This is a genomic window from Pantoea sp. SGAir0180 (assembly GCF_043546245.1).
This window is the reverse complement of the sequence record NZ_CP028071.1, coordinates 1,538,854-1,562,836: the sequence shown is the minus strand read 5'-3', so window position 1 is coordinate 1,562,836 and position 23,983 is coordinate 1,538,854. Positions and strand designations below refer to the sequence as shown.

Here is a 23,983-nt window from a genome sequence, read left to right as displayed (position 1 = left end):
TCCTCAAAACAGGTCGCTCTGATTTTTCAGTAACGCTTCCACATCCTTGTCCACTTTAATGTGGATCTCATGCTCGATTTTCACATTCATGTTGATGGTAATCGGATCTTTTGGCGCGGCAACTTCGATGCGCGGTACACAGCCCGTCAGCGGGAGTCCGGCTATCAGCAGCAGTAAGGCCCTGAGGCTCATGGTGAGGGTTCCTTTTTCGACGGCAGAGTGGCATTTTCCTCCACCCAGGATTGCAAATTATCGCCAAAGCGCAGGCTGCGCCACAACTGGAACAGGTTTTCCTGATGACGATAGTTTAAATTTACGGTCTGGTTGCGGTTGCTGAAACGGCTGGTGCCCTGCACCTGCGCGACCATGGTCAGTTCGCCCAGATTATCCAGATTCAGCGTGGCCCAGGAACGCGAAATCTCCATATAGCGCAGCCAGTCCATCGCGGCGCCTGCCGCAATATTATTTGCGGTGATGGCATCGGCCATGTCTTTATCCATCCGGAAGGTCAGCGGCCCGCTGTTGGCAATCCAGCCATTTTCGATGATCCAGCGCGCATTCGTGATCCACAGCGGTAATTCGCCATTCACCCTGCCCGACATCGCGAACTGCCTGGGTTTAATCGCGCTGACGAGTTTACTCAGGCTGATATCCCGAAGCGACACGCGCGCCGGGCTGTGCTGTGGCATCCGCAGAGACGGCATCGTAATTTTCCCGCCCAGCAGATCCATGCTGACATCCTGCAACCAGAGCGGATCGTTTTCCCGCCATGGCCAGGCGCCTTGTAAGTCAGCCTGAATATTCTGCATGGCAAACTGATTCTTGATTTCTGCGATGCGCAATGAAACCGGCCCATGCAAGCCAAAATGCCACTGTTGGTTTTGCAGACGGAATGGCAGCGAGAAATCGATGCCGTTAATCTGGCTGTCTGGCGTCCAGACGCTGCCGTTTTTCACCGTCCAGTGTCCGCCCGCGTGAAAACCCTGCTGAGCGGCGGCAGAAAACGCCACCTGAGCGCGCAGTTCGCCCGCGCGAATTTTCATTTTCAGATCGGGGCTGAGCAACGGCTGAAAAACCGTCAGCGACTGCGTGGGCCACCAGGCCTGACCGCGCAGGCGCTCGCCATCCCAGCGCCCGTTAACCCGTACCGGGCCGACCTTGCCGGCTTTCAGTTCGCCGCCCCAGACAAAATGACCGGGATCGCGCCCGCGGGCGGCAAAATCCAGCGTTGAGTGAGCCAGCCAGCCCCCGTAGCTAAAGTGTGTCTGACCGGCCTGCATCTGAAATTTTCCGTCAAAGGAAGGATTGTCCGCCTCTCGCTGCCAGTTCACCGGGGCAGTCAGGATTAAACGCGGCTTTTCCACCCGCACGCTGCCGTATTGCATCTGGTTAAAACCGGTCGACAAGGTATCAAGATGGATAAGCGTGCCGCGCCAGCCACCGGTTCCCCTGACATCCCATTTCGCCTGTAACGGATGCATCTCGCCTTCTCCCCAGTAGCGCCAGCGCCATTCACCCGTATCCGGCCAGAAGTCACGGGCCCCGCCGTCCAGATGCAGGGTGAAGCGGCCAAAGCTGGGATCGTGCGCGCGCAGAATGGCCTGCAGGCGTCCAGAAATGCCCCGGGACGATAAGCGCACCCCCGCCAGCGGCCAGCGCGCTTCATCCACGTTCAGCGTTGAAAGTAAACGCCCGCGCAGACGCAACAGTGCGTTGGGTTTAACAATCAGTTCGGGATTCAGTAATGATCCGGTCAGTTGCCCAGGAATACTGCCGAACAGCTGCATGGCAGCAAATTTACTGTCGCCGGTCAGTTGTAACGGCAGCTGGCTTTGCGTCAGGCTGAGATGACCGGGACCTATGCCCAGAACGACATTGCCTTTGCCGCCCCGCCCCTGCGTCAGCAGGTTAAGGCGACCAGTGACCGTTGTGGCATCCAGCCCGGCCTGCCAGTTATCCAGCGTCAGCGTCACAAAGCCCGACAAGGGCTGCGCCGTGAGTGGCCAGTAATATTCACCCTTCTCAATAGTGATGCGGTCACGGCTGGCCTGCCACGGAAGACGCAGCAAGGGACGGGCAGCATCCGCTGTGGTGATGTTCAGCAGGCCGCTTTCATGCTGCCAGCTCAGTGCCGCTTTTAGCGGTTGCGGAAACCCGTCCAGGGCCAGCGCGCCCGCGATCTCGCCGTTAACCGGCAGGCCGTTAGCGTATTGCGGCAGTTCAAAATGACCTTTGAGGCTGAGCGGCTCGGGAAGCGCCGGATGGGTGATCGTCAATTGTCTGACCATCAGCTGCTGACCTTCCAGCGTGGCCTCAAGCTGTAAATTATCGCCCCGGTAATGCAGTTGCTGGCTGGCTTTATTGAGGGTCAAATCCAGGCCACCGGCATAGTCCTGCCAGGGCGAGATCGTCAGCTTATCAATGTGAATATCTGCGCCCGGCAGCATGGCCTGCCACTCTGCCAGCGTTTTCGGTGCGGTTGAGGCGGTTTGTGATTCGGGCAGCTGTTGCAGGCATTCGCTTTGCAACGTGACCTGTTGTGCGTTGAGCGTCCAGCGCGACTGTTGCCGGCCCAGCGCCGCGTTTTTGACGCTCGCCAGGCGACAGTCACCGGCTAAATAATGAAGAGACGGAAAAATGAGTTGCCCGTCATGCCAGCGTGGGCTGTTTTCCAGTTCGACGCGCGTGCCTGCAGGTAGCCAGAGGCCCACCAGACGCGGCAGCCACTGTGTAAGGGTTAGCAGTAATCCCAGCAGCAATAAAATCAGCGCCAGAATCGCGGCCAGGCGTCGACGGAAACTCCGTGGCATGAAAACAAGACTCCTTTTTTTTCAATATCCTGGGCGTAATGATGGCACGTAACACGCCGAAGGTGAAGGTTTGACCGGTAAGGTTAAAGAGGTGTCAGCAAAAAGTAAGAGAAAACGTTATCCTTGTTGCATCCCTTTTCCAGGAGCACCACGATGAAAATCGCCGTATACAGTACTAAACACTACGACCAGAAATATTTTGAACAGGTCAATAAACAGTATGGTTTCGATCTGGTCTTTTATGATTTTTTGCTGAGCGAAAGCACGGCCAAGACTGCCGTAGACTGTGATGCGGTTTGTCTTTTTGTGAATGACGACGGTAGCCGCCCGGTGCTGGAGGAACTGGCGGCATTGGGGGTGAAATTTATCGCCCTGCGCTGCGCCGGATTTAATAATGTCGATCTGAAAGCCGCGGCTGAACTGGGTCTGGAAGTGGTTCGCGTGCCCGCCTATTCCCCGGAAGCCGTCGCTGAACATGCCGTCGGCCTGATGATGACATTGAATCGCCGTATTCATCGCGCCTATCAACGCACCCGCGATGCGAATTTTTCGCTGGACGGCCTGACCGGTTTTAATATGCATAACAAAACCGCCGGCATTATTGGCACCGGCAAAATAGGCATAGCCACCCTGCGCATCTTAAAAGGATTTGGCATGCGTTTACTGGCCTTCGATCCCTATCCTTCGGAACAGGCGTTATCGCTGGGCGCGGAATATGTCGATCTGAAAACCCTGTTTGCCGAGTCGCATGTGATTACACTGCATTGCCCGTTAACGCCGGAAAACCATCATCTGCTTAATGCTAACGCGTTTGCGCAGATGCGCGATGGCGTCATGATTATTAATACCAGTCGGGGTGGGTTAATTGATTCTCAGGCCGCCATTGATGCACTTAAGCAGCAAAAAATTGGCGCGTTAGGCATGGACGTTTATGAGAATGAGCGGGATTTGTTCTTTGAAGATAAATCGAATGATGTCATTCAGGATGATATTTTCCGCCGCCTGTCAGCCTGCCACAACGTGCTGTTCACAGGCCATCAGGCTTTTTTGACCGCTGAAGCTCTGACGGCGATTTCAGAAACCACGCTGGAAAACCTCAGCCAGCTTCATCGTGGCGAAGACTGTCCGAACCGGGTGACGGCCTGATAACGCAGGCCGGTCACAGCCGGCCTCCGCGTTTAGCGGGCGCAGTTACCGCCGAGCAATGCCTGCTCGCTGCAGCGGCGTCCGTTGACTAACTGACACATGCCGATGCGCGAGCCGTCCAGTTGATTTGAAAACGCCAGCGTTCCCCCTGCATTGGCACAACTGGCCTCCGCCATTGCAGACATAACCACACGTGGCTGAACGTGGGCGGCGGTAGCTTGTTGTGGCGGCTCGTTGTCATCGCTGTTACTGCTGCAGGCAGACAATAACAACGCGGCACCAGCCAGCAGAAAAGTCGCGGCTTTCATCAATCAGACTCCGGGAAGGTGAGTTAAAGGCTAAGCAAGAATATGTCAGCCCTGACACGGGGTCGAGAGAAGAAATAGCTTTTTACAAAAAATATCCTGACCTATTACAAGCAGAATTATCCTGTTATCACATAGTCACGTGGCGGAATATAGTTTAACCATGATGTCGAACGGAGAAAAAGAATGTTAATGGATATGCTGATTCGTATCGCGCTGGCGGGCATTCTGGGCGGTCTGATTGGCCTGGAACGTCAGATGCGTGCCAAAGAAGCCGGATTACGCACTCATATTCTGGTGGGGATTGGCAGTGCGATGTTTATGCTGGTGTCTAAATATGGCTTTGCCGACATGTTGATGAAGGATCACGTTGCACTCGATCCCAGCCGCGTCGCGGCACAGGTTGTCAGCGGCATGGGTTTTCTGGGTGCCGGAACGATTCTGATCCAGAAACAGGTGGTTAAAGGCCTGACGACGGCAGCCGGGCTTTGGGTTACCGCCGCAATCGGCCTGGTCATCGGGAGCGGCATGTATGAAATCGGCATTTACGGCACCGTGCTGGCTCTGGTGGTGCTCGAGGTTTTCCGCCGTTTGAGTCATTTACTGATTGGTAAACACCATACGTTAATTGTTTATCTCAAGGCGAAAAGCGTGCCGCTGGTGCTGTTGGTCATGCAACGCGAAGGCATCCGCTATGGCAATATTTCTGTCATTAACCGGGACGAGGAAAGCGGTTTATGTGAATTAAGCGTTCAGGTTACCCTCTCCCGGAAATCCAGCGATGCGCATCTGTATGACAAAATCATGGAAGTAAAGGGCGTGCAGTCGCTGGAGATGATGTAGGACATGGATGCTGCGTTGTGCCGCTTCCGCACGATAAAAGCGTAGATGCTCTTGTCGGGCGGGATAAATCCCACCCGACAGTAGACATATCCTTACCCTCACCATGAGATCTTCATTTCTGCTTTCATTGCGGCTTATTGTCGGCGTGAATAACGCCTTTATCTGACCGTGTTTATTCTCTGCTTTTCATCTTATCTCTCTTGCCAGTGCAGTTGGCAAAAATAAGACGGAAGGCAAAATATCGTGGTCAGTCACCATCAGGTTTATGCTTAACGATAATTGATATTGGAAATTGCACGCGTAATCCGTACCATACGCGGCATACTTTGCCTGCTGACAATCTTCGGCGGGTGATAACCTGTCATAAAGCAAATCAGGGGGCACGGCAACAGGCTCAAATGTGCCCCTTTGATTATTGAGAAGCGACGTAATGCTGCAAAATCAAGAAATTAACAAGAAAGAACAATACAACCTCAACAAGCTCCAGAAGCGTTTGCGTCGTCACGTAGGCGAGGCCATTGCCGATTTTAATATGATCGAAGAAGGCGACCGCATCATGGTTTGCCTGTCTGGTGGTAAAGACAGCTATACCATGCTGGAGATCCTGCGTAGCCTGCAGAAGAGCGCGCCAGTAAGTTTCAGTCTGGTGGTAGTCAATCTTGATCAGAAGCAACCCGGCTTTCCGGGGCACATCCTGCCGGAATATCTTGAGGCGCAAGGTGTTGAGTACAAAATTGTCGAGGAAGACACCTACTCTATCGTTAAAGAGAAGATTCCAGAGGGCAAAACCACCTGCTCGCTGTGCTCGCGTCTGCGTCGTGGCATCTTGTACCGCACAGCCACAGAGCTGGGCTGTACCAAAATTGCGCTGGGCCACCATCGCGATGACATCCTGCAAACGCTGTTTTTAAATATGTTCTACGGCGGCAAGATGAAAGGCATGCCACCGAAGCTGATGAGCGATGACGGGAAACACATTGTCATTCGTCCACTGGCCTACTGCCGCGAGAAAGATATCATTCGTTTCTCCGAAGCGCGTCAGTTCCCGATTATCCCGTGTAACCTGTGTGGTTCGCAGCCTAACCTGCAGCGTCAGGTGGTGGCAGATATGCTGCGCGACTGGGATAAACGCTATCCGGGCCGGATTGAAACCATGTTCAGCGCGATGCAGAACGTCGTGCCGTCACACATGGCCGACGTGAATCTGTTTGATTTCAAAGGCATTCAGCACGGGGATGCGGTGGTGGATGGCGGCGATCTCGCTTTCGATCGCGAAACCCTGCCGGTGAATCCGGTTGGCTGGCGCAGCGATGAAGACGATGCACCCGATGTCAGTGAACGCCTTGATGTTTTAGAGATTAAATAACACTGCTGAATACATTAAAGGTAAAGGGCATGCGCGTAAACGCATGCCCTTTTTTTATACGTTGCGGTGAGGCGGCGGGTCCATTATCGGCGGAAACTCCGGATCCGGTGGCGGATCGGGTTGCGGCTGAGGAATGGGGGGCGGATCGGTTGGAATCGGCTCGCTGTTATGTATCGCCTTCATACCGTGCTCCTCTGTAGCGAATGAACATTAAGCTTAGGAAAGATTAGGCCTTTCAGCCAGCAGGTAAAAAAAAAGCCGGCAACAAGGCCGGCGTAGGTCGAATCAACTGTACTATGCAGTTATTCAAAAAAAGGAAGTAAGACAATATGGAGCGCAACGCCCATCGCTTGACGTTGCATTCACCTGCGGGAGAGAGTTTGCGTCAGTTGCCTCCGGCAGGTATTGATGTCGATCAGCTTTACTTCTGTTAAGCCCTCTGTCACTAAGGCAATTCACAGGCTTTGTCTGTCAAAGCCAACGCCGCTTACGTAAATACCCCGCCACGCCTAACGCCAGTATGACCAGTAAAATACAGAACACGCTGAAGCCGTAGCGCCATCCGCCGCCGGGAATGCCGCCCAGGTTGACACCAAACAGCCCGGTTAAAAAGGTAGCGGGCAGAAAAATCATCGCCATCAGCGACATCGTATAGGTGCGGCGATTCATGGATTCGGCCATTACCGAGGCGACTTCATCGGCCAGCACGGCCGTTCTGGCTACGCCCGCGTCCAGATCGTCTAGGCCGCGCCCCAGCCGGTCGGCAATCTCCTGCATGCGGCGGCGCTCACTGTCGTCCATCCAGGGCAGTTTTTCACTGGCGAGCCGGGCAAAAACATCACGCTGTGGAGCCATGTAACGGCGCATCACAATCAGCTGTTTGCGCAGCAGGCCCAGTTCACCCCGCGGGGGAATGCGTTGGTCCAGTAAGGCATCTTCGAGTTCAATGATTTTGTCATGCAGGTCTTCGATAAATTCGCTGGTGTGACCGGTTAACGCATCGCAGACCTCGACCAGCCAGCTGCCACAGTTGACCGGGCCGTTACCGTTTTCGAGATCGGTCAGCACTTCATCCACGGCAAACACTTTACGTCGCCGGGTGGACACAATGAGCTGATCATTAATAAACACCCGCATTGCCACTAACTGGTCAGGGCGCGCATCGCTGTTATGGTTCACGCTGCGCAGGACAATCATAAAACCGTCCCCCAACCGGGACACGCGAGGCCGCATGCTTTCACCGGCCAGCGCATCACGCACGGCATCCGGGATCTGAGGCGTGGATTGCAGCCATTCAGCGCTGCGGGGATGGGTATAATTGAGATGCAGCCAGCAGGGATGCTCATCGTGCAGCACCTGGGTTTCATCAATCGGTATCATGCCGCCCTTTCCATCCAACTGGCAGGAAATGATGGCATCTGTTACCTGAAGCGATTTTCCTTTCACACCGTCCACACCGTTACCCCGCTATCAAAATCAATACGATACAGTCTAGCGTGGCGGTGTTGAGTTGCAATCCTGAGCCTGTGTACAAAGATGTCAGAAGGCGGCCCAAGGCAGGCCGCCTTAGATCAGTGTTTCTCAATCCACAGTTCACGGCTGTAGGCGACGTCTTCCGGGTTGGTGATTGGATAGCCTTTCACCCACGGCTTGATCAGGCGGCCATTGGTGTACTGGTAAATGGGCGCGATGGGGGCCTGTTCCGCAATGATTTGTTCGGCCCGGTTGTAATCTGCATTGCGGGCCTGGTCACTGGTTTCCATGCTCGCCTTGGCGATCACGGCATCATATTCGGCATTTTTGAAGCGCGGGATATTACTGCTGTTGCCGGATGTCAGCAGAGTTAAAAAGGTCGACGGCTCATTGTAGTCCCCCACCCAGGAGGCGCGGATGACGTCAAAGCGTCCAGAGTTACGGCTGTCGATATAGGTTTTCCACTCCTGATTTTCCAGCTTCACGTCCACGCCAAGATTCTTCTTCCACATGGATGCAACCGCAATGGCAATCTTCTGGTGGCTTTCAGACGTATTATACAGCAGCGTCAGCTTCAGGGGTTTCGCCGGCCCGTATCCTGCCGCCGCCAGCAACGCTCTGGCCTGCGCGTCCATCTCTTGTTGATTATGCTGTTGCTGCAAGGCAGGCAGCGGTTTAAATCCGGCGGTCACATCTGGTGTAAAGTGCCAGGCCGGTTTTTCACCCGTGCCCAAGACGTTGTCCGCGATAACCTGGCGATCGATACTCCATGACAGCGCTTTGCGTACGCGCGCATCGGCCGTAGGGCCCTGCTGCGTATTAAACGCGTAATAGTAGGTTCCGAGTTGATCCGGCGTATAAACCTGCCCCGGCAGCGTCTTTTTCAGCAGGGCATACATGTTTTTAGGAAACGATTCGGTAATGTCCACATCGCCCGCGCGGTAGCGCTTGGTGGCGCTGGATTCTTCGTTGATGGGCAAAAAGGTCACTTTAGTTAACACGGCGTGCGCGTTATCCCAGTAGCGGGGATTACGCACCAGTACGATTTTTTCGTTAACCACTCGGCTGTCAAGTTGGTAAGCGCCGTTTCCGACCAGCTTGCCGGGCTGTGTCCACTGATCGCCCTCTTTCTCAATCACACGTTGCGGGACGGGATAGAAAGCCACATTAGACACCATGGCCGGAAACCAGGGCACCGGGCGCGAGAGCGTCACTTTCAGGCGGTGTTTATCCAGCGCGGTGACGCCCAGTTTGTCCGGTGTTGTCGTCCCTTTAGTGATAGCGTCCGCCTCACTTAAACCACTGAGCGCGACAAAAGAGGCCTGAGACGAACTGGTTTTAGGATCCACTACGCGCTGCCAGCTGTAGACAAAATCCTGTGCAGTGACGGGCTCGCCATCAGACCAGCGTGCATTATTGCGTAGGGTGAAAATCCAGACTTTGTTATCACTGCTGCTCCAGCTTTGTGCCACGCCCGGCACAATTTTCCCGTGAGCATCCTGGCTGGTGAGCCCTTCGTAGAGATCGCGCATCACCTGGATTTCGGGCAGTCCCACGGCTTTAGCCGGGTCAAGTGACGCAGGCTCATCTTTGATGTGACGGACAATCTCTTGTTTTGCGGCGAGCTGCGCGCCTGCGGGCACCTCTGCGGCAAAAACGGGTAAGGTGGCGCTAAGCAGACTCAGGGCGGTTAGCGTTGGAGAAAAGCGAATAATCATGTTCACCCCTTTACGATAAAGAAGTGCTGCATCAGCGTCTCACTGAGTCAGCCTGTTACCGGCCACTTTATCGCAAATTGCTGATTGATAAATAGCTATTTTCCCCCGGCGGCTTTTCCGCTACTTTTAAGGAAACCCTCTGGAGAATGTCACTATGCCGTCAATGCATCCCCGCTCACAGCGCGGAAAACTGGCTATTTCCTGGCAGCAATACGGGCGTTCCGTTCTGGGTGCCCCGCTGCTCTGGTTTCCCGCCAATCAGACTGACAGCAACAGTGGACTGATTCTGGCTGGCACGCACGGTGATGAAAACGCCGCGATTGCGGCCCTTTCTGCGGCGCTGCGCACCCTGCCTGACGGCCTGCGCCGTCATCACGTTGTTCTGGCGGTCAATCCCGACGGCTGCCAGCTGGGGCTGCGGGCGAATGCTAATGGCGTTGACCTGAACCGTAACTTCCCGGCGGCTAACTGGCAGTCAGGTGAAACGGTGTACCGCTGGAACAGCGCGGCAGACGCGCGGGATGTGACGCTTTCGACAGGGGCACATCCCGCCTCAGAGCCGGAAACCCAGGCATTATGCAGCCTGATTCATCAGCTAAAACCGGCCTGGGTGGTTTCCTGGCATGAGCCGCTGGCCTGTATCGACGATCCGCATCACGCCGAGGTCGGTGCCTGGCTGGCCGCGCAGACGGGTTTGCCGCGCGTCAGCAGCGTGGGCTATGCCACGCCCGGCTCCTTTGGCAGTTGGTGTCACGACCTGAGTCTGCCGTGCGTGACCGCAGAGATGCCCGTCATTGCGGTAGATGAGGCGACGGAAACGTGGCTGGAGGTGATGGTTAATCTGCTGCGCTGGCAGCCGTGATTAATGCTCCGTTCTGTACCTTCAGGGCGGGCTCGACATCGACAGCCAGCCAGGTGGCACCATCCAAATCGGCAAAGCGCACCATAGGTACCAGCGGCAAGGCGGCGCGAATCGCCCGGGACGTACAGATCATGCAGCCCAACATCATCGTAAAGCCCTGATCGCGCGCAGCCTGTGCCAGCGCCAGCGCTTCCGTCAGTCCACCGGCTTTATCAAGCTTGATATTCACCATGTCGTAGCGCCCATGCAGCGCGGGCAGGCTTTCCCGCGTGTGGCAACTCTCATCGGCACAGATGGGTAAAGGGTGAATAAAATTTGCCAGCGCCTCGTCTTCTCCAGCCGGTAACGGCTGTTCCAGCATAGCGATTTCCAGATCGGCTAACAGCTGGCAGCGTGCCGCCAGCCCTTCGGCGTGCCATGACTCATTCGCATCCACGATTAACGTGGCGTCGGGCACCGCCGCACGGATCGCCATCAGGCGCTCGGTGATAAAGTTGTTGTCCATTTTAATTTTGAGCAGCGTTGCGCCATGCTGCCACAGTGCCTGGGCACTGCTGGCCATCGCCTCTGGTGTATCAATGCTGACCGTTTGTGCGGTGACCACTGACGCGATCGGTGCAATGCCGACGACCTGTTCCAGCGTGCGGTGCTGCTGCCGGGCGGCCAGATCCCACAGCGCGCAGTCAATGGCATTTCGGGCGGCCCCTGCGGGCAACAGCGTTTGCAGTGCCTCGCGGGTCAGGCCCTGCTGAAGCTGGGGCATCACCGTCGCGATGTGCTCCAGCACCAGCGCTTCGCTTTCGCCATAGCGCGTATAGGGCGTGGCTTCTCCCGTGCCTTTTACTCCGTTTTCTTCAATTTCCACCACCACGACTTTGGCTTCAGTGCGGCTGCCGCGCGCGATGACAAACGGCGTATGCAACGGCCAGGCTTCGGGATAACATTTTACCGTCCTCATTAGCGCTCCTTGTTGTCAGCGATTCATCACTGTCATTTAAATTCAGGCAACAATTACACTCGTAAACCCTTAAAATTTATGTCATAAACAAAGGCTATATCTGTACTGATGCCCTATTTTTTTGTCAGATAACATCATTAGAAGGAATTCGTATGTCTCAGACTGTTCACTTTCAGGGCAACCCGGTAGCGGTTGCTGGCCAGTTTCCGCAGCCCGGCGATAGCGCTAAACCTTTTACGCTGGTGGCCAAAAACCTCGCGAATGTCTCACTCTCTGAGTATGCAGGAAAACGCAAGATTCTGAATATTTTTCCCAGCGTCGATACTGGCGTGTGTGCGTCTTCGGTACGTAAATTTAACCAACTGGCGGGCGAACTGAATAATACCGTGGTGTTATGCATTTCAGCCGATCTGCCGTTTGCTCAGTCGCGCTTTTGCGGCGCAGATAACCTGAATAACGTGGTCACGCTGTCCACGCTGCGCGGTGGCGAGTTCAAACAGGATTACGGGGTGGAAATTGCTGACGGTGCCCTGCAGGGCCTGACCGCGCGTGCCGTCATCGTGCTGGATGAGCATGACAACGTGCTGTACAGCCAGCTGGTGAATGAGATCACCACCGAGCCGGATTATGATGCTGCGCTTGCCGCACTGAAATAAGACGGGACACAGCGGATAAGCGCCCGCTTATCCGCTGTGTTGTTATTCGCCGTCGCTGTCCCCGCGTTTCTGCCCTAACCCGTATTCCCGCAACTTATTGGCAATCGCCGTGTGCGAAACGCCAAGCCGTTTTGCCAGTTTTCGCGTACTGGGATAAGAAAGATACAAACGCGTGAGGATGGAGCGTTCAAAGCGACGGGTAATCTGATCCAGCGTCCCTTCCATCGCCTCTTCTCCCAGCGACACATCGAGCGCCTGTTCCGGCAGTACGATGTCCTGAGGGCGCAATTCGTGGCCTTCGAGCTGGGTCAGCGCCCGATACAGCGCGTTTTTCAACTGACGCACATTGCCCGGCCAGTTGTAACGCACCAGAAACGCGTTGAGCTGCGAAGAAAGGCGTGGTCGGGGAATCCCCTGTTCATCGGCAAAACGCGCCACAAACATTTCCGTCAGCGGCATGATGTCCTGCACACGCTCGCGCAGCGGCGGCAGGTTAAGCGTCAGGACGTTAAGGCGATAGAACAAGTCTTCCCGGAACTCGCCACGCTGCACCAGTTCGAATAAATTCTTCTGCGTGGCGCAAATGACGCGCACGTTGACATGCACTTCATGCTCTTCCCCGACGCGACGGAAGGTGCCGTCATTCAGGAAGCGCAGCAGCTTGGTCTGCATCGTGGGCGACATTTCGCCAATTTCATCCAGCAGCACCGAGCCGCCATTGGCCTGTTCGAAAAAGCCCTTTTTGCCTTCCAGCGCATTGGGATACGCGCCCGCCGCGTGACCAAACAGCTCACTTTCCGCCACATCATCGGGAAGTGAAGCGCAGTTAAGTGCCAGAAACGGCATTTTTCCACGCGCACTGCGTAAATGGCAGGCACGGGCCAGCATATCTTTACCGGTGCCGGTATCACCAATAATCAGTAATGGCGCATCATGCATCGCCAGTTTACGTGCCTGCTCCACCACCTGACGCATTTTGGGCGTCACGGCGACGATATGATCGAACTCCGTTTCGTCCGTCACCACGAGGTTTTGTAACTGACGCCCCATCCTGGCGGTGGACTTCAGCATTACCATCGCACCTACCAGCTGATCCTGCTGTTCGCTGTCGGCAGACAGATAGATGGGATGGGCTTCCATCAGAAAATCGCGCCCTTCAATGACCACATGCTGCGCCTGCGCCTGGACACGTTCGTTTTCCAGCCAGCGGCCAAAATTAAAACCGTTGATCAGGTGGTCGGCATTCACATTGCGGATCTTGTTCTCATCCAGATTAAACAGGTTTTGCGCGGCCGGGTTGGCCAGTTCTACCTTGCTTCTGAGATCAACAGAAAAAACCGGCTCGGGCATGGCAACCAGCAAGGCGCTCAGTACCCGATGCTCCCGCTCTGAAGGCATATAGGGCACCGTGCGAACATCCGTTACGCCCGGCGTGCGACGGATTTCTGCCATCAGGTTACTGAACTGCTCAAACTCAAGCGTGGAGAAATTAAGATAGATGCGGCCTGATGAGGCCACTTCGATGCCGCGAAGATCGATTCCGCGCGCCACCAAAAGATCCAGTAATTCGCGCGCCAGGCCGATTCGGTCCTGACAAAACACTTCTAAACGCATTGCGTGGGCCTTATCCGTTTATTATCCGGCGATAATACGCTAAACCCCTACGCCGCAGAAAGGGGGCTGTCAGGAAAAGTTGACAGCCTTTATGCAAGCGCGTTTTTTTTAAACGGCAGGCTGCGGCGATGGCGGGAGAGCCCTGACGGTGACATTCGCTCAACGTTGTCAGGAGATAAAGCACAGAAGGCACAGCATCTGCACTCACGTTTCAGTGCACAACCGTTACTGGCGTTTCTCTCCGCCCCTCTGCAGCGCTTCTTTTATCTGGCCGATCAATTCACGACGGTAGTCGCCCAGGCGGGGTTTGTCGTTTTCCAGCCAGGGTAACGGCCGACACAGCTCCATGGCTTTAATGCCAAGACGCGCGGTCAGCAGGCCTGCGCCAATGCCCTGCGCGGCACGGGCGGACAGGCGCGCCGCGATATCCTGCGACATCCAGTCCATGCCCACTTCACGCACCAGCTCAGACGCGCCGGCAAATGCCATATTCAGCAGCACCAGCCGGAACAGGCGCAGTCGGCTAAAGTAGCCCAGTTCAATACCGTAAATAGCGGCAATACGGTTGACCAGCCTGATATTGCGCCAGGCAATAAAGGCCATATCGACCAGCGCCAGCGGACTCACCGCAATCATCAGGGCGGATTCTGCGGCATGACGACTGATTTCCCGCCGGGCCTGGCGATCGAGCACCGGCTGCACCAGTTGGGCATACAACCGCACGGTTTCACCGTCATTATGGGTTTCATGGAGCGAAGCATGCCAGCGTTGTAACGCAGGATGCGCCTGATCGAGTTCGGCCTGGCGAGCCAGTTTTTCGCAAAAATCCCGCCCTTTACCCACGCTGTGGCTGTTAAGCAGTTCCCGACCCAGATCGCGCTCTTCTGCACGCTGACGCAGCTGATACAGTCGTCGCCACTCGCGGGTTAACGCGCCGACACCCGCGGCCACGATCAGTCCCCCGGCCATCCCGCTGCCCAGCGCAAACCAGTCATGCGCCAGCCAGGCGTTGTGGCTCCACTGCACGCCCTGCGCCACGATGCTGATCCCAAACAGGCCCAGCCCGGCACCGACCATGTTGCGCCACAAACTGCGTTTGGGTTTCAGAGCCGCTTCGACGGCGCGCTCCCCTGCACTTTCCTCTTCCACCACCGTCTCGCTTTCTGCAACGGCTAAAAACGCGTCCCGGGCTTCCGCGTCGAAGGTTTGCGCCGGACGCAACACGTCATTAGGCTTGTCGTTCAGCGGCGTGGCAAAATCAATACGCGGCTTTAACGGATCGCTCATCGCAATTTATCTCCCAGTAAAAACTCCAGTGCCGCATCCATGCGGATGTGCGGCAGAGGACGATCGATATCCAGTTGCTGTGGGCGAAACTGCTCAAACTGAAAACCCTGTTGTTGCCAGAACGCCGCCCCCGGCAGGCGCGGGGGAACTTCACCCGGATAGACCGTCAGTGCCTCGCCATCCGCTAAGCGGTGCCCGCGCAACGCGGGGATTTTTTCACCCTGATGATCAACCTGTCCACTCTGTGTCGCCTGTACCGAAGCCAGACCAGTACAGTCCATGCTGATACCTTCAAACGCGGCATTTTGCCAGGCATCCTGCACCAGTTGCTGTAACAGGGACACCATATTGCCGTGCTGGTCGTGAGTAATGTGATCGGCTTTGGTGGCGGCGAACAGCAGCTTATCGATCACCGGCGAAAAGAGACGGCGAAACAGTGTGCGCTGACCGTAGTGAAAACTCTGCATAAGCTGCGTAAGGGCTAACCGCATATCGTTAAAGGCCTGCGGGCCGCTGTTAAGCGGTTGCAGGCAGTCCACCAGCACAATCTGGCGGTCAAAGCGTACGAAATGGTTTTTATAGAATCCTTTAACAACATGCTGGCAGTAGTAATGAAACCGCTGTTGCAGCATGGCGAAATTGCTGCCTTTGTCCGCCTGCGCCAGTTTCGCCGCCTGGGCATCGTCAGCAGTAGGCCACGGAAAAAACTGTAGTGCGGGCGCGCCCGCCATATCGCCGGGCAGCACGAAGCGGCCTGGCTGGATAAAGTGTAATCCTTCGGCTTTGCAGCGATGCAGGTAGTCAGTCCAGGCCTCGGCAATGTCGGCTAAACGGTTCTCGTCAGCCGGTGCCAGCGGATCGAGGCGCTGACACAGGTCGCGCCAGGGTTGCGCCCACAGGGCGCGATCGCCCTGCAACAAGCCGTTCATCTGGCGTGACCAGGTCAGGTAATCCTGTGCCAGCATTGGCAGATCAAGCAACCATTCGCCGGGGTAATCAACGATTTCAAGATAGAGCGTGGCGGTCTCTTTCAGATGACGCAGCAGCGAGTCATGCGGACGGTAACGTAACGCCAGGCGCATTTCGCTGACGCCACGCGTGGGCGTGGGCCAGGCAGGTGGTGAACCGTAAAGCTGCGCCAGCCCTTCATCATAGGTGAAACGGGCCGTGCCCATGTCACGTTGCGGCACGCGTTTCACCCCTAACAGGCGTTCATCACGCACAACGGAAAACAGCGGCAAACGGGCGCCGCTGTGTACAGAAAGAAGTTGGTTGACCAGCGAGGTAATAAAAGCTGTTTTACCACTGCGGCTGAGGCCGGTGACCGCCAGGCGAAGGTGGCGGTCGACGCCGCGATTCATTAATGCTATCAGTTCAGTTTGCAGTCTTTTCATCGTTTTCCCTGATGAAGCGCGACGCTACCCGGTTCATCACGCGTTTCAATAGCGGCTCAAGCGCCAGGCCAAGCAAAATGCGCAGTGGACGGCGCGCGACCGATTTGACGGCCCAGCCGGCCACACCGGCAGGCCCGTAAGTAACAGCATTGATAATGATGAATCTGGCGGCTGACTTCAATGCAGGTGTGGCACGATGGCGAAACGTTGCTGCGCGCGAAACGGTCATGAATACCTCCCGGTCATCAGCAGACGGGCCGGTCTGGCCCGTAGCAGACGATAATTAAATCTGACGGAAACGACTGCGCACACTAAACGTTTCAGAGGTGACGTAACGTTCTATGTCGCGAACATTACGCTCATCCTGTTGCAGCGCGGTTTCCAGTTGGTTAAGCAGTTCGCTGGCTGTGGGCTGAGCTTCACCGTTGTCGACGCCAGCAGGTTTTACGTCCAGTACAAAACCCAGCGCAAAGTAGGCAATCACGGTAAACACAAACAGCCCAAAGAACAGCGATAACACCACAATGATACGCAGCAGCCGCACCGGCACATCCAGATACTCAGCCAGCCCGGCACAGACGCCCATCAGCTTTCCTTCGTCAGGCTTACGCCATAATTTACGGCCTCTTATCATGGCTGCCTCCAGTTAGGATGTTCTGCATCCAGGATCGCTTCTAACGCATCAATGCGTTCGCGCATGCGCTGAGCATCCCGGGTCACCTGTTGCAGACGCTGCATCTGACTCTGTGACAGCTCCGCTCCGCCGCTGCGCTTGTTACTGTAGTGTAACCACAGCCAGACGGGGGCCACGAACAGCACAAATATTGTAAGAGGTATCGCCAAAAATAGTGCGCTCATTGACTCTCCTTAATCCTTTCCTACTGTCAGCGGCGGTTTATTCGCTGCGGTTCATTTTGGCTTTCAGCGCATTCAGTTGCTGACTGATTTCGTCATCGGCTTTCAGCTCAGTAAACTGCTGATCCAGGGTTTTAGGTTTACCAAAACCGTGGCTCTCCGCTTCCGCTTCCATATGATCGATTCGGCGTTCAAACGATTCGAAACGCGCCATGGCTTCATCAATTTTACCACTGTCCAGCTGACGGCGGACATCACGGGATGACGAGGCGGCCTGATGGCGCAGCGTCAACGCCTGCTGGCGCGCGCGGGTTTCGCTCAGTTTTTTCTCCAGCTCAGCAATCTCACCTTTCATGCGCGTCAGCGTTTCGTCAACCTGTTCGACTTCGCGTTTGAGCGAGGCGATCAGATCGGTCAGCTTCTGTTTTTCGATAAGCGCAGAACGGGCGAGATCTTCTTTATCTTTGCGAATCGCCAGTTCTGCTTTTTCCTGCCATTCAGCCTGCTGCAGCTCAGCCTGCTCGATACGGCGTGACAGCTGTTTCTTTTCGGCCAGCGCGCGGGCTGACGTCGAACGCACCTCGACCAGCGTATCTTCCATCTCCTGAATCATCAGGCGCACCAGTTTCTGCGGATCCTCTGCGCGTTCCAGCAGTGAATTGATGTTGGCATTAACGATGTCAGCGAAACGAGAAAAAATACCCATAATGATGCTCCTCTTGATGGTCATAGTTTTAGCTTGCTGGTGAGAACTAATTCAAGATGCGTGCCAATTTTTATCTTATTGATTTTAATTACGATAATAAGCTGGCAGTTTTTTTTGCCTGACCTAATATAGTTAAATTGATTAATCAGTGGCGAAATTCATCATGTCTGTGAACAACGACAATTTGCTGGGCGAATCAAATAACTTTCTGGAAGTGCTGGAGCAGGTGTCTAAGCTCGCGCCGCTGGAGAAGCCTGTGCTGGTGGTAGGCGAACGCGGGACAGGTAAGGAGCTGATTGCCAGCCGTCTGCACTACCTTTCTGACCGCTGGCAGGGCCCTTTTGTCTCTCTTAACTGTGCGGCGCTGAACGAGAATCTGCTTGATTCTGAGCTTTTTGGCCATGAGGCAGGTGCCTTTACCGGTGCGCAAAAACGTCATCTGGGCCGCTTTGAGCGCGCGGATGGCGGCACCTTGTTTCTTGATGAACTGGCGACAGCCCCCATGCTGGTTCAGGAAAAACTGTTGCGGGTAATTGAATACGGCCAACTGGAACGCGTGGGCGGAAACCATGTTTTTCAGGTTAATGTGCGTCTGATCTGCGCCACCAATGAAGATTTACCCGCGCTGGCCGAAGCCGGTAAGTTTCGGGCCGATCTGCTGGATCGCCTGGCCTTTGATGTGGTGCAGTTGCCGCCGCTTCGGGAGCGCCGCAGCGACATTCTGGTCATGGCTGACCATTTTGCCATACAGATGTGTCGGGAGCTCAAACTGCCGTTGTTTCCCGGCTTTACGCCCCGCGCACAGCAAACCTTGCTTGAGCATCACTGGCCGGGCAACGTGCGCGAGCTGAAAAACGTGGTCGAACGATCCGTCTATCGCCATAACACCAGCGATACCGCGCTGGATGAAATCATCATTAACCCGTTTGCCCGCCGCAGTGAAGCCGCAGACAGGGCCGCCCCCTTGCCTGCTACCGAGTCGCCAACCGCCCTGCCTTCACTTCCGCTTGATCTGCGCCAGTGGCAGAACCAGCAGGAACGTGACGTGGTGGAAATCAGCCTGCAACAGGCAAAGTATAATCAGCGCCGCGCGGCCAGCTTACTGGGCGTCACCTATCATCAACTCCGTGCCATCATGAAAAAACACGGTATTCAGGCGCGCGACGGACAACATTAGCGGGCTTTTATATACGTACAGAAGCTGACAACGTGCCGGGGCATGCTGTAATGCATTCAGGCGGGTAAAAAAAGGGCCCGCCGAAGCGGGCAACTGGAAGCAATGTGAGCAATGTCGTGCTCTTCTTCGGTAGAGCCCCGTCGAAGTGCAACTGAATAATAATCATTCCTGTTTGCATCTGTAAAGTGTTATTGAGAATTTTTCTCATCTCCACACCAACGCTGCGCCTTTTTGCGCGGATCGTTTACACCTGCTGTACGAATCGTCGGCAATCGATGACGCAGAGTTGGGACCACGCGCGCTTTGCGATACACTTTGCCCAATGCCCGAGAATCGTTGAGTTCTATGTTAAAACTAATGCCTTCGCTGTTGCTGAGTCTCAGAGTGTTGAGCGCACCTGTGTGGTCCGCGCCCGCACCTGCCACGGATATTCGTCAAAGCGGCTTTGTCTATTGCGTCAACGGGACGCTAAACACGTTTAACCCGCAGATGGCCAGTAGTGGTTTAACGGTGGACACACTGGCGGCGCAGCTCTATGACCGCCTGCTTGATGTCGATCCTTATACCTATCGTTTACAGGCTGACCTGGCCGACAGCTGGGATGTACGTGATAACGGCGCGACCTATCGCTTTCACTTGCGTCACGGTGTGCAGTTTCAGCACACCTCAAACTTTAGGCCTACCCGCACGATGAATGCTGACGATGTGGTCTTTAGCTTTGCGCGCATGTTTGACCGTAAACATCCCTGGCATGACGTTAATGGCGGCTATTATCCCTATTTCGACAGCCTGCAGTTCGCTGACGCCGTGCAGAGCGTGAAAAAGATCGATAACTATACGGTCGAAATTCGCCTGAACAGCCCTGATGCGTCGTTTCTCTGGCACATGGCAACCCACTATGCGCCCATCCTCTCGAAGGAATACGCAGACAGCCTGGACAAAACAGGTCATCAGGAAACGCTGGATCGGTTACCTGTGGGCACCGGCCCGTTTCAGCTGAGTGAATACCGCAGTGGGCAATATATTCGCCTGGCCCGCAATCCCTACTACTGGAAAGGCGTACCGCGCCTGCAACAGGTGGTGATTGATCTTGGCGCGGGCGGCACCGGCCGGTTATCGAAACTGCTGACCGGTGAGTGCGATGTGCTGGCCTATCCTGCCGCCAGCCAGATTTCCATTCTGCGCGACGATCCCCGGCTACGTATGACGTTGCGGCCCGGTATGAACATCGCCTATCTGGCCTTCAACACGCGAAAACCCCCGCTCGACAGACCGGAAGTGCGTCACGCGCTGGCGCTGGCCATTAATAATGAACGCCTGATGGAGTCGATTTATTACGGCACGGCAGAAACTGCGGCCTCGATTTTGCCGCGTGCCTCCTGGGCTTACGATACGGATGCCAGCATCACCGCCTACGATCCGAAAAAGGCCAGGGCTGCGCTGGAAGCGGCGGGCGTGACCGATCTTCACCTGCGTCTGGTGGTGCCTGCCGCCTCGCAGTCCTGGAACCCTGCGCCGCTGAAAACGGCAGAACTGATTCAGGCCGATCTGGCACAAATTGGCGTTAACGTCACTATCGTGCCGGTTGAAGGCCGTTTTCAGGAAGCACAGTTGATGGCGATGAACCACGACCTGACCCTGGCAGGCTGGGCAACCGACAGTAACGATCCTGACAGTTTCTTTCGTCCCCTGCTGAGCTGCGCGGCGATTGCCTCACAGACCAACTATGCGCACTGGTGCTCGCCTGCGTTTGACAGCACGCTGAAAAATGCTCTGCTGTCGCAACAGCTGTCCGGACGCATTGAGAACTATGATAAAGCTCAGCAAATTTTAGCTCAGGAACTGCCCGTCCTGCCGCTGGCTTCATCCTTGCGCCTGCAAGCCTACCGGCATGATATTAAAGGCCTGGTACTGAGTCCGTTTGGTAACGCTTCTTTTGCTGGTGTTTATCGTGATGAGCGGGAGGATCGATAAGTGATCATCTATATTTTGCGTCGGCTGGTGTTACTGGTGATTACGCTGTTTTTTCTCTCGCTGGTGAGTTTCAGCCTGAGCTATTTCACACCGAATGCCCCGCTCGAAGGCGCCTCACTGTTCGATGCCTGGTGGTTTTGGTTTAAAGGTATGCTGCAACTGGATTTTGGCGTATCCAGCACCAATGGTCAGGAAATTGGCCTGCAACTGCGCGAGGTCTTTCCGGCCACCATGGAGCTGTGCCTGATGGCCTTTACGCTTGCCTTGATCGTCGGCATTCCGCTGGGGATTTGTGCGGGTGCCCTGCGTCATAAATGGCAGGACAAAGTTATCAGCGCGTTTGCCTTGCTGGGATTTTCGATCCCGGTCTTCTGGCTCGCCCTGCTGTTTACCCTGTTTTTCTCGTTAACGCTGGGCTGGTTGCCGGTTTCCGGTCGCTATGATCTGCTCTATCCGGTCCAGAACATAACCGGTTTTGCTTTAATCGATGCCTGGCTCAGCCCCTCACCGTGGCGGCATGAAATGATGATCAGCGTGCTGATGCACCTGATTTTACCGGTGACCGTGCTGGCGATGGCCCCGACCACTGAGATTGTGCGTTTACTGCGCATCAGCACCAGCGATGTCGTCGATAAAAACTATGTTAAAGCTGCGGCGACCCGCGGGCTCTCGCGCTTTACCGTTATTCGCCGTCATGTGCTGCATAACGCCCTTCCGCCTGTCATTCCGCGCCTGGGTTTACAGTTCTCCAGCATGTTAACGCTGGCGATGATTACGGAGATGGTTTTTAACTGGCCTGGTCTGGGGCGCTGGCTGATTAACGCCATCCGTCAGCAGGACTATGCGGCCATCTCAGCAGGCGTAATGGTGACCGGTGGACTGGTGATTGTGGTGAATGTGCTCGCTGACATCGTTGGCGCGGCGCTGAATCCGCTGAAACATAAGGAATGGTATGCCGTCCGATAACATCTACGCCGAAAAACGCCTGCCCAGTGCGTTTCGCCAGAGCTGGCACCATTTTTATGGCGATATGCCGGCGATGATTGGCCTGTACGGCTTTGGCGCGCTGCTGCTACTGTGTCTGTTCGGCCATTTTCTGGCCCCTTACAACATCGACCAGCAATTTCTGGGTTATCAACTGCTACCGCCCTCCTGGTCGCGCTACGGTGAGGTTTCCTTTTTTCTCGGGACGGACGATCTGGGGCGTGATTTACTGAGCCGCCTGCTGAACGGCGTGGCCCCCACGGTTGGATCGGCCATTCTCGTCACGCTGTTTGCCACCTTCTGGGCGCTGGTACTGGGGATTGTGGCGGGCATGACGCACGGTGTGCGTTCTGCGGTGCTGAATCATGTCCTGGATACGCTGCTGTCCATTCCCTCACTCTTGCTGGCCATTATCGTAGTGGCGTTTCTGGGGCCGCGCCTGGAGCACGCATTACTGGCCGTGTGGCTGGCGCTGATGCCGCGCCTGGTGCGCGAAATCTACAGCGCCGTTCATGACGAACTGGAAAAAGAGTATGTGATTGCGGCTCGCCTGGATGGTGCCACCAGCATCAATATTTTGTGGCACGCCATTTTGCCTAACGTTTTGCCTATGCTGATCAGTGAAATTACGCGCGCGCTGTCGATGGCTATTCTCGATATCGCCGCACTGGGTTTTCTTGACCTCGGCGCGCAGTTGCCCTCGCCTGAGTGGGGCGCGATGCTGGGTGATTCGCTGGAGCTGGTGTATGTTGCGCCCTGGACTGTCATGCTTCCCGGTGCCGCGCTGATGGTCAGCGTGTTAATGGTTAATCTGCTCGGTGACGGCATTCGTCGGGCCGTCGAGGCAGGAGTGGAATAATGCCGTTACTGGATATTCGTAATCTGACGATTGAATTTATGACCGCTGACGGGCCGGTCAAAGCGGTAGACCGCATCAATTTATCACTGACTGAAGGCGAAATTCGCGGTCTGGTGGGTGAGTCGGGCTCGGGCAAAAGTCTGGTTGCCAAGGCGATTTGTGGCGTGACCAACGACAACTGGCGCGTCACCGCAGACCGTATGGTCTTTGATGACGTGGATTTGCTGCGTTTGTCGCCGCGTGAGCGTCGCCGCATCGTAGGTCACAATGTGTCGATGATTTTCCAGGAACCGCAGTCCTGTCTTGATCCCTCGGAAAGTGTCGGCCGTCAGTTGATGCAGGCGATTCCGCGCTGGACGTACAAAGGACCGTGGATGAAGCGCTTTTGGTTCTGGCGAAAAAACCGCGCCATCGAGCTGCTGCACCGCGTCGGTATTAAAGATCACAAAGACATCATGCGCAGCTTTCCCTACGAACTCACCGAGGGCGAGTGTCAGAAAGTAATGATTGCCATCGCACTGGCGAATCAGCCGCGCCTGCTGATTGCCGACGAGCCGACCAACGCCATGGAGCCGACAACGCAGGCGCAGATCTTTCGCCTGTTGAGCCGTCTGAATCAGAACAACAACACCACGATTCTGCTGATCAGCCATGACCTGCGTACCCTGAGTCACTGGGCTGACAGGATCAACGTTATGTACTGCGGACAAACAGTGGAAACGGCGCAGAGTGAAGACCTGATGACCACGCCGCACCATCCGTATACCCAGGCGCTGATTCGTGCGATGCCAGACTTTGGCCGACCGCTTCCTCACAAGAGCCGCCTGAATACCTTATCCGGCGCGATTCCATCGCTCGAAAGCCTGCCCATTGGCTGCCGTCTTGGACCGCGCTGCCCGTATGCACAGCGTAAATGTGTGGAAACGCCACGGCTGACGGGCTCCCGTTCGCATCTCTATGCCTGCCATTTTCCGCTCAACGTGGAGGGCCAATAGC

General features: G+C 55.5%; 24 protein-coding genes. 10 read left to right on the top strand and 14 right to left on the bottom strand.

The window, feature by feature from the left end; translation table 11 throughout:
- Positions 1 to 3: 3 nt before the first annotated feature.
- Both C1N58_RS07320 and C1N58_RS07315 read right to left on the bottom strand, forming a co-directional pair.
- Complete coding sequence (locus C1N58_RS07320; protein WP_006119266.1) at positions 4 to 192, bottom strand: YnbE family lipoprotein; 189 nt, start codon at positions 190 to 192, stop codon at positions 4 to 6.
- Positions 189 to 2,810 (bottom strand): YdbH family protein, encoded by a 2,622-nt coding sequence (locus tag C1N58_RS07315; protein WP_394564734.1) that lies wholly within the window; start codon positions 2,808 to 2,810, stop codon positions 189 to 191. The genes C1N58_RS07320 and C1N58_RS07315 overlap by 4 nt, the downstream gene beginning before the upstream one ends.
- A gap of 153 nt (positions 2,811 to 2,963) precedes the next feature.
- On the opposite strand from C1N58_RS07315, the gene C1N58_RS07310 reads away from it, so the two are divergent.
- Complete coding sequence (locus C1N58_RS07310; RefSeq protein ID WP_394564733.1) at positions 2,964 to 3,956, top strand: 2-hydroxyacid dehydrogenase; 993 nt, start codon at positions 2,964 to 2,966, stop codon at positions 3,954 to 3,956.
- Between the two features lie 32 nt (positions 3,957 to 3,988).
- On the opposite strand, the gene C1N58_RS07305 is transcribed toward C1N58_RS07310, so the two are convergent.
- Positions 3,989 to 4,264: a putative hemolysin gene (locus C1N58_RS07305; protein WP_039340234.1), complete on the bottom strand. Its 276-nt coding sequence runs from the start codon at positions 4,262 to 4,264 to the stop codon at positions 3,989 to 3,991.
- A 183-nt stretch (positions 4,265 to 4,447) separates the two neighbouring features.
- On the opposite strand from C1N58_RS07305, the gene C1N58_RS07300 reads away from it, so the two are divergent.
- Positions 4,448 to 5,104, top strand: a complete 657-nt coding sequence (locus C1N58_RS07300; protein ID WP_006119272.1) for an MgtC/SapB family protein — start codon at positions 4,448 to 4,450, stop codon at positions 5,102 to 5,104.
- A 430-nt stretch (positions 5,105 to 5,534) separates the two neighbouring features.
- A complete protein-coding gene (gene ttcA, locus C1N58_RS07295) occupies positions 5,535 to 6,470 on the top strand; it encodes a tRNA 2-thiocytidine(32) synthetase TtcA (RefSeq protein WP_394564732.1) in 936 nt (311 codons plus the stop codon).
- A gap of 54 nt (positions 6,471 to 6,524) precedes the next feature.
- On the opposite strand, the gene C1N58_RS07290 is transcribed toward ttcA, so the two are convergent.
- The 3 genes from C1N58_RS07290 to C1N58_RS07280 all read right to left on the bottom strand — a co-directional run bounded on the left by C1N58_RS07290 (position 6,525) and on the right by C1N58_RS07280 (position 9,661).
- Complete coding sequence (locus C1N58_RS07290; protein WP_255421282.1) at positions 6,525 to 6,653, bottom strand: hypothetical protein; 129 nt, start codon at positions 6,651 to 6,653, stop codon at positions 6,525 to 6,527.
- A 288-nt stretch (positions 6,654 to 6,941) separates the two neighbouring features.
- Positions 6,942 to 7,925, bottom strand: coding sequence for a zinc transporter ZntB (gene zntB / locus C1N58_RS07285; protein ID WP_006119281.1), 984 nt, complete (start codon positions 7,923 to 7,925; stop codon positions 6,942 to 6,944).
- Between the two features lie 116 nt (positions 7,926 to 8,041).
- Positions 8,042 to 9,661: a peptide ABC transporter substrate-binding protein gene (locus C1N58_RS07280; RefSeq protein WP_226375491.1), complete on the bottom strand. Its 1,620-nt coding sequence runs from the start codon at positions 9,659 to 9,661 to the stop codon at positions 8,042 to 8,044.
- 154 nt (positions 9,662 to 9,815) lie between these two features.
- Between C1N58_RS07280 and mpaA the strand changes: the two genes are divergently transcribed.
- Positions 9,816 to 10,523 (top strand): murein tripeptide amidase MpaA, encoded by a 708-nt coding sequence (mpaA, locus tag C1N58_RS07275; protein ID WP_039340227.1) that lies wholly within the window; start codon positions 9,816 to 9,818, stop codon positions 10,521 to 10,523.
- Here mpaA and ycjG read toward each other — a convergent pair.
- Positions 10,498 to 11,481, bottom strand: coding sequence for an L-Ala-D/L-Glu epimerase (gene ycjG / locus C1N58_RS07270; RefSeq protein WP_033741785.1), 984 nt, complete (start codon positions 11,479 to 11,481; stop codon positions 10,498 to 10,500). The genes mpaA and ycjG overlap by 26 nt on opposite strands.
- A gap of 152 nt (positions 11,482 to 11,633) precedes the next feature.
- Here ycjG and tpx point away from each other — a divergent pair, with 152 nt between their 5' ends.
- On the top strand, positions 11,634 to 12,137 hold the full coding sequence (tpx, locus tag C1N58_RS07265) for a thiol peroxidase (RefSeq protein WP_006119290.1): 504 nt from the start codon (positions 11,634 to 11,636) through the stop codon (positions 12,135 to 12,137).
- Between the two features lie 42 nt (positions 12,138 to 12,179).
- Here the strand turns inward: tpx and tyrR are convergent, their stop codons facing one another.
- The 7 genes from tyrR to pspA form a co-directional block, all read right to left on the bottom strand.
- Complete coding sequence (gene tyrR, locus C1N58_RS07260) at positions 12,180 to 13,751, bottom strand: transcriptional regulator TyrR (RefSeq protein WP_394564731.1); 1,572 nt, start codon at positions 13,749 to 13,751, stop codon at positions 12,180 to 12,182.
- 225 nt (positions 13,752 to 13,976) lie between these two features.
- The gene (locus tag C1N58_RS07255; RefSeq protein WP_262959108.1) at positions 13,977 to 15,038 is read right to left on the bottom strand and encodes a YcjF family protein; all 1,062 of its coding nucleotides are present in this window, start codon (positions 15,036 to 15,038) and stop codon (positions 13,977 to 13,979) included.
- Complete coding sequence (locus C1N58_RS07250) at positions 15,035 to 16,432, bottom strand: YcjX family GTP-binding protein (protein ID WP_033741790.1); 1,398 nt, start codon at positions 16,430 to 16,432, stop codon at positions 15,035 to 15,037. The genes C1N58_RS07255 and C1N58_RS07250 overlap by 4 nt, the downstream gene beginning before the upstream one ends.
- Positions 16,413 to 16,661: a phage shock protein PspD gene (pspD, locus tag C1N58_RS07245; protein WP_394550687.1), complete on the bottom strand. Its 249-nt coding sequence runs from the start codon at positions 16,659 to 16,661 to the stop codon at positions 16,413 to 16,415. The genes C1N58_RS07250 and pspD overlap by 20 nt, the downstream gene beginning before the upstream one ends.
- A gap of 54 nt (positions 16,662 to 16,715) precedes the next feature.
- Positions 16,716 to 17,066 carry an envelope stress response membrane protein PspC gene (pspC, locus tag C1N58_RS07240; protein WP_394564730.1) on the bottom strand — a complete coding sequence of 117 codons (351 nt, stop codon included), beginning with the start codon at positions 17,064 to 17,066 and terminating at the stop codon, positions 16,716 to 16,718.
- Entirely contained in the window at positions 17,063 to 17,290 is a 228-nt protein-coding gene (pspB, locus tag C1N58_RS07235) for an envelope stress response membrane protein PspB (protein WP_006119299.1), read from the bottom strand. The genes pspC and pspB overlap by 4 nt, the downstream gene beginning before the upstream one ends.
- Positions 17,291 to 17,327: 37 nt before the next feature.
- Entirely contained in the window at positions 17,328 to 17,993 is a 666-nt protein-coding gene (pspA, locus tag C1N58_RS07230) for a phage shock protein PspA (RefSeq protein WP_006119300.1), read from the bottom strand.
- Between the two features lie 163 nt (positions 17,994 to 18,156).
- Here pspA and pspF point away from each other — a divergent pair, with 163 nt between their 5' ends.
- From pspF to sapD, 5 genes are all read left to right on the top strand, one after another.
- Positions 18,157 to 19,170: a phage shock protein operon transcriptional activator gene (gene pspF / locus C1N58_RS07225; protein WP_033741793.1), complete on the top strand. Its 1,014-nt coding sequence runs from the start codon at positions 18,157 to 18,159 to the stop codon at positions 19,168 to 19,170.
- 345 nt (positions 19,171 to 19,515) lie between these two features.
- Entirely contained in the window at positions 19,516 to 21,144 is a 1,629-nt protein-coding gene (gene sapA, locus C1N58_RS07220; protein WP_394564729.1) for an ABC transporter substrate-binding protein SapA, read from the top strand.
- The gene (sapB, locus tag C1N58_RS07215; RefSeq protein ID WP_039340214.1) at positions 21,145 to 22,110 is read left to right on the top strand and encodes a putrescine export ABC transporter permease SapB; all 966 of its coding nucleotides are present in this window, start codon (positions 21,145 to 21,147) and stop codon (positions 22,108 to 22,110) included.
- Positions 22,097 to 22,987 carry a putrescine export ABC transporter permease SapC gene (gene sapC / locus C1N58_RS07210; protein WP_164481992.1) on the top strand — a complete coding sequence of 297 codons (891 nt, stop codon included), beginning with the start codon at positions 22,097 to 22,099 and terminating at the stop codon, positions 22,985 to 22,987. The genes sapB and sapC overlap by 14 nt, the downstream gene beginning before the upstream one ends.
- Positions 22,987 to 23,982 carry a putrescine export ABC transporter ATP-binding protein SapD gene (gene sapD / locus C1N58_RS07205; RefSeq protein WP_006119309.1) on the top strand — a complete coding sequence of 332 codons (996 nt, stop codon included), beginning with the start codon at positions 22,987 to 22,989 and terminating at the stop codon, positions 23,980 to 23,982. Before sapC ends, sapD begins: the two co-directional genes overlap by 1 nt.
- Position 23,983: the final 1 nt, after the last annotated feature.

Bases quoted from the DNA above. Each gene is read 5' to 3' on its own strand.
- tyrR (WP_394564731.1), bottom strand. From the start codon at position 13,751: ATGCGTTTAGAAGTGTTTTGTCAGGACCGAATCGGCCTGGCGCGCGAA.
- sapD (WP_006119309.1), top strand. From the start codon at position 22,987: ATGCCGTTACTGGATATTCGTAATCTGACGATTGAATTTATGACCGCT.
- pspB (WP_006119299.1), bottom strand. From the start codon at position 17,290: ATGAGCGCACTATTTTTGGCGATACCTCTTACAATATTTGTGCTGTTC.
- pspF (WP_033741793.1), top strand. From the start codon at position 18,157: ATGTCTGTGAACAACGACAATTTGCTGGGCGAATCAAATAACTTTCTG.
- C1N58_RS07280 (WP_226375491.1), bottom strand. From the start codon at position 9,661: ATGATTATTCGCTTTTCTCCAACGCTAACCGCCCTGAGTCTGCTTAGC.
- C1N58_RS07250 (WP_033741790.1), bottom strand. From the start codon at position 16,432: ATGAAAAGACTGCAAACTGAACTGATAGCATTAATGAATCGCGGCGTC.
- C1N58_RS07305 (WP_039340234.1), bottom strand. From the start codon at position 4,264: ATGAAAGCCGCGACTTTTCTGCTGGCTGGTGCCGCGTTGTTATTGTCT.
- sapA (WP_394564729.1), top strand. From the start codon at position 19,516: ATGTTAAAACTAATGCCTTCGCTGTTGCTGAGTCTCAGAGTGTTGAGC.
- tpx (WP_006119290.1), top strand. From the start codon at position 11,634: ATGTCTCAGACTGTTCACTTTCAGGGCAACCCGGTAGCGGTTGCTGGC.
- C1N58_RS07310 (WP_394564733.1), top strand. From the start codon at position 2,964: ATGAAAATCGCCGTATACAGTACTAAACACTACGACCAGAAATATTTT.
- C1N58_RS07315 (WP_394564734.1), bottom strand. From the start codon at position 2,810: ATGCCACGGAGTTTCCGTCGACGCCTGGCCGCGATTCTGGCGCTGATT.
- C1N58_RS07300 (WP_006119272.1), top strand. From the start codon at position 4,448: ATGTTAATGGATATGCTGATTCGTATCGCGCTGGCGGGCATTCTGGGC.
- ycjG (WP_033741785.1), bottom strand. From the start codon at position 11,481: ATGAGGACGGTAAAATGTTATCCCGAAGCCTGGCCGTTGCATACGCCG.
- C1N58_RS07290 (WP_255421282.1), bottom strand. From the start codon at position 6,653: ATGAAGGCGATACATAACAGCGAGCCGATTCCAACCGATCCGCCCCCC.
- pspC (WP_394564730.1), bottom strand. From the start codon at position 17,066: ATGATAAGAGGCCGTAAATTATGGCGTAAGCCTGACGAAGGAAAGCTG.
- pspA (WP_006119300.1), bottom strand. From the start codon at position 17,993: ATGGGTATTTTTTCTCGTTTCGCTGACATCGTTAATGCCAACATCAAT.
- C1N58_RS07320 (WP_006119266.1), bottom strand. From the start codon at position 192: ATGAGCCTCAGGGCCTTACTGCTGCTGATAGCCGGACTCCCGCTGACG.
- ttcA (WP_394564732.1), top strand. From the start codon at position 5,535: ATGCTGCAAAATCAAGAAATTAACAAGAAAGAACAATACAACCTCAAC.
- mpaA (WP_039340227.1), top strand. From the start codon at position 9,816: ATGCCGTCAATGCATCCCCGCTCACAGCGCGGAAAACTGGCTATTTCC.
- sapC (WP_164481992.1), top strand. From the start codon at position 22,097: ATGCCGTCCGATAACATCTACGCCGAAAAACGCCTGCCCAGTGCGTTT.
- C1N58_RS07255 (WP_262959108.1), bottom strand. From the start codon at position 15,038: ATGAGCGATCCGTTAAAGCCGCGTATTGATTTTGCCACGCCGCTGAAC.
- pspD (WP_394550687.1), bottom strand. From the start codon at position 16,661: ATGACCGTTTCGCGCGCAGCAACGTTTCGCCATCGTGCCACACCTGCA.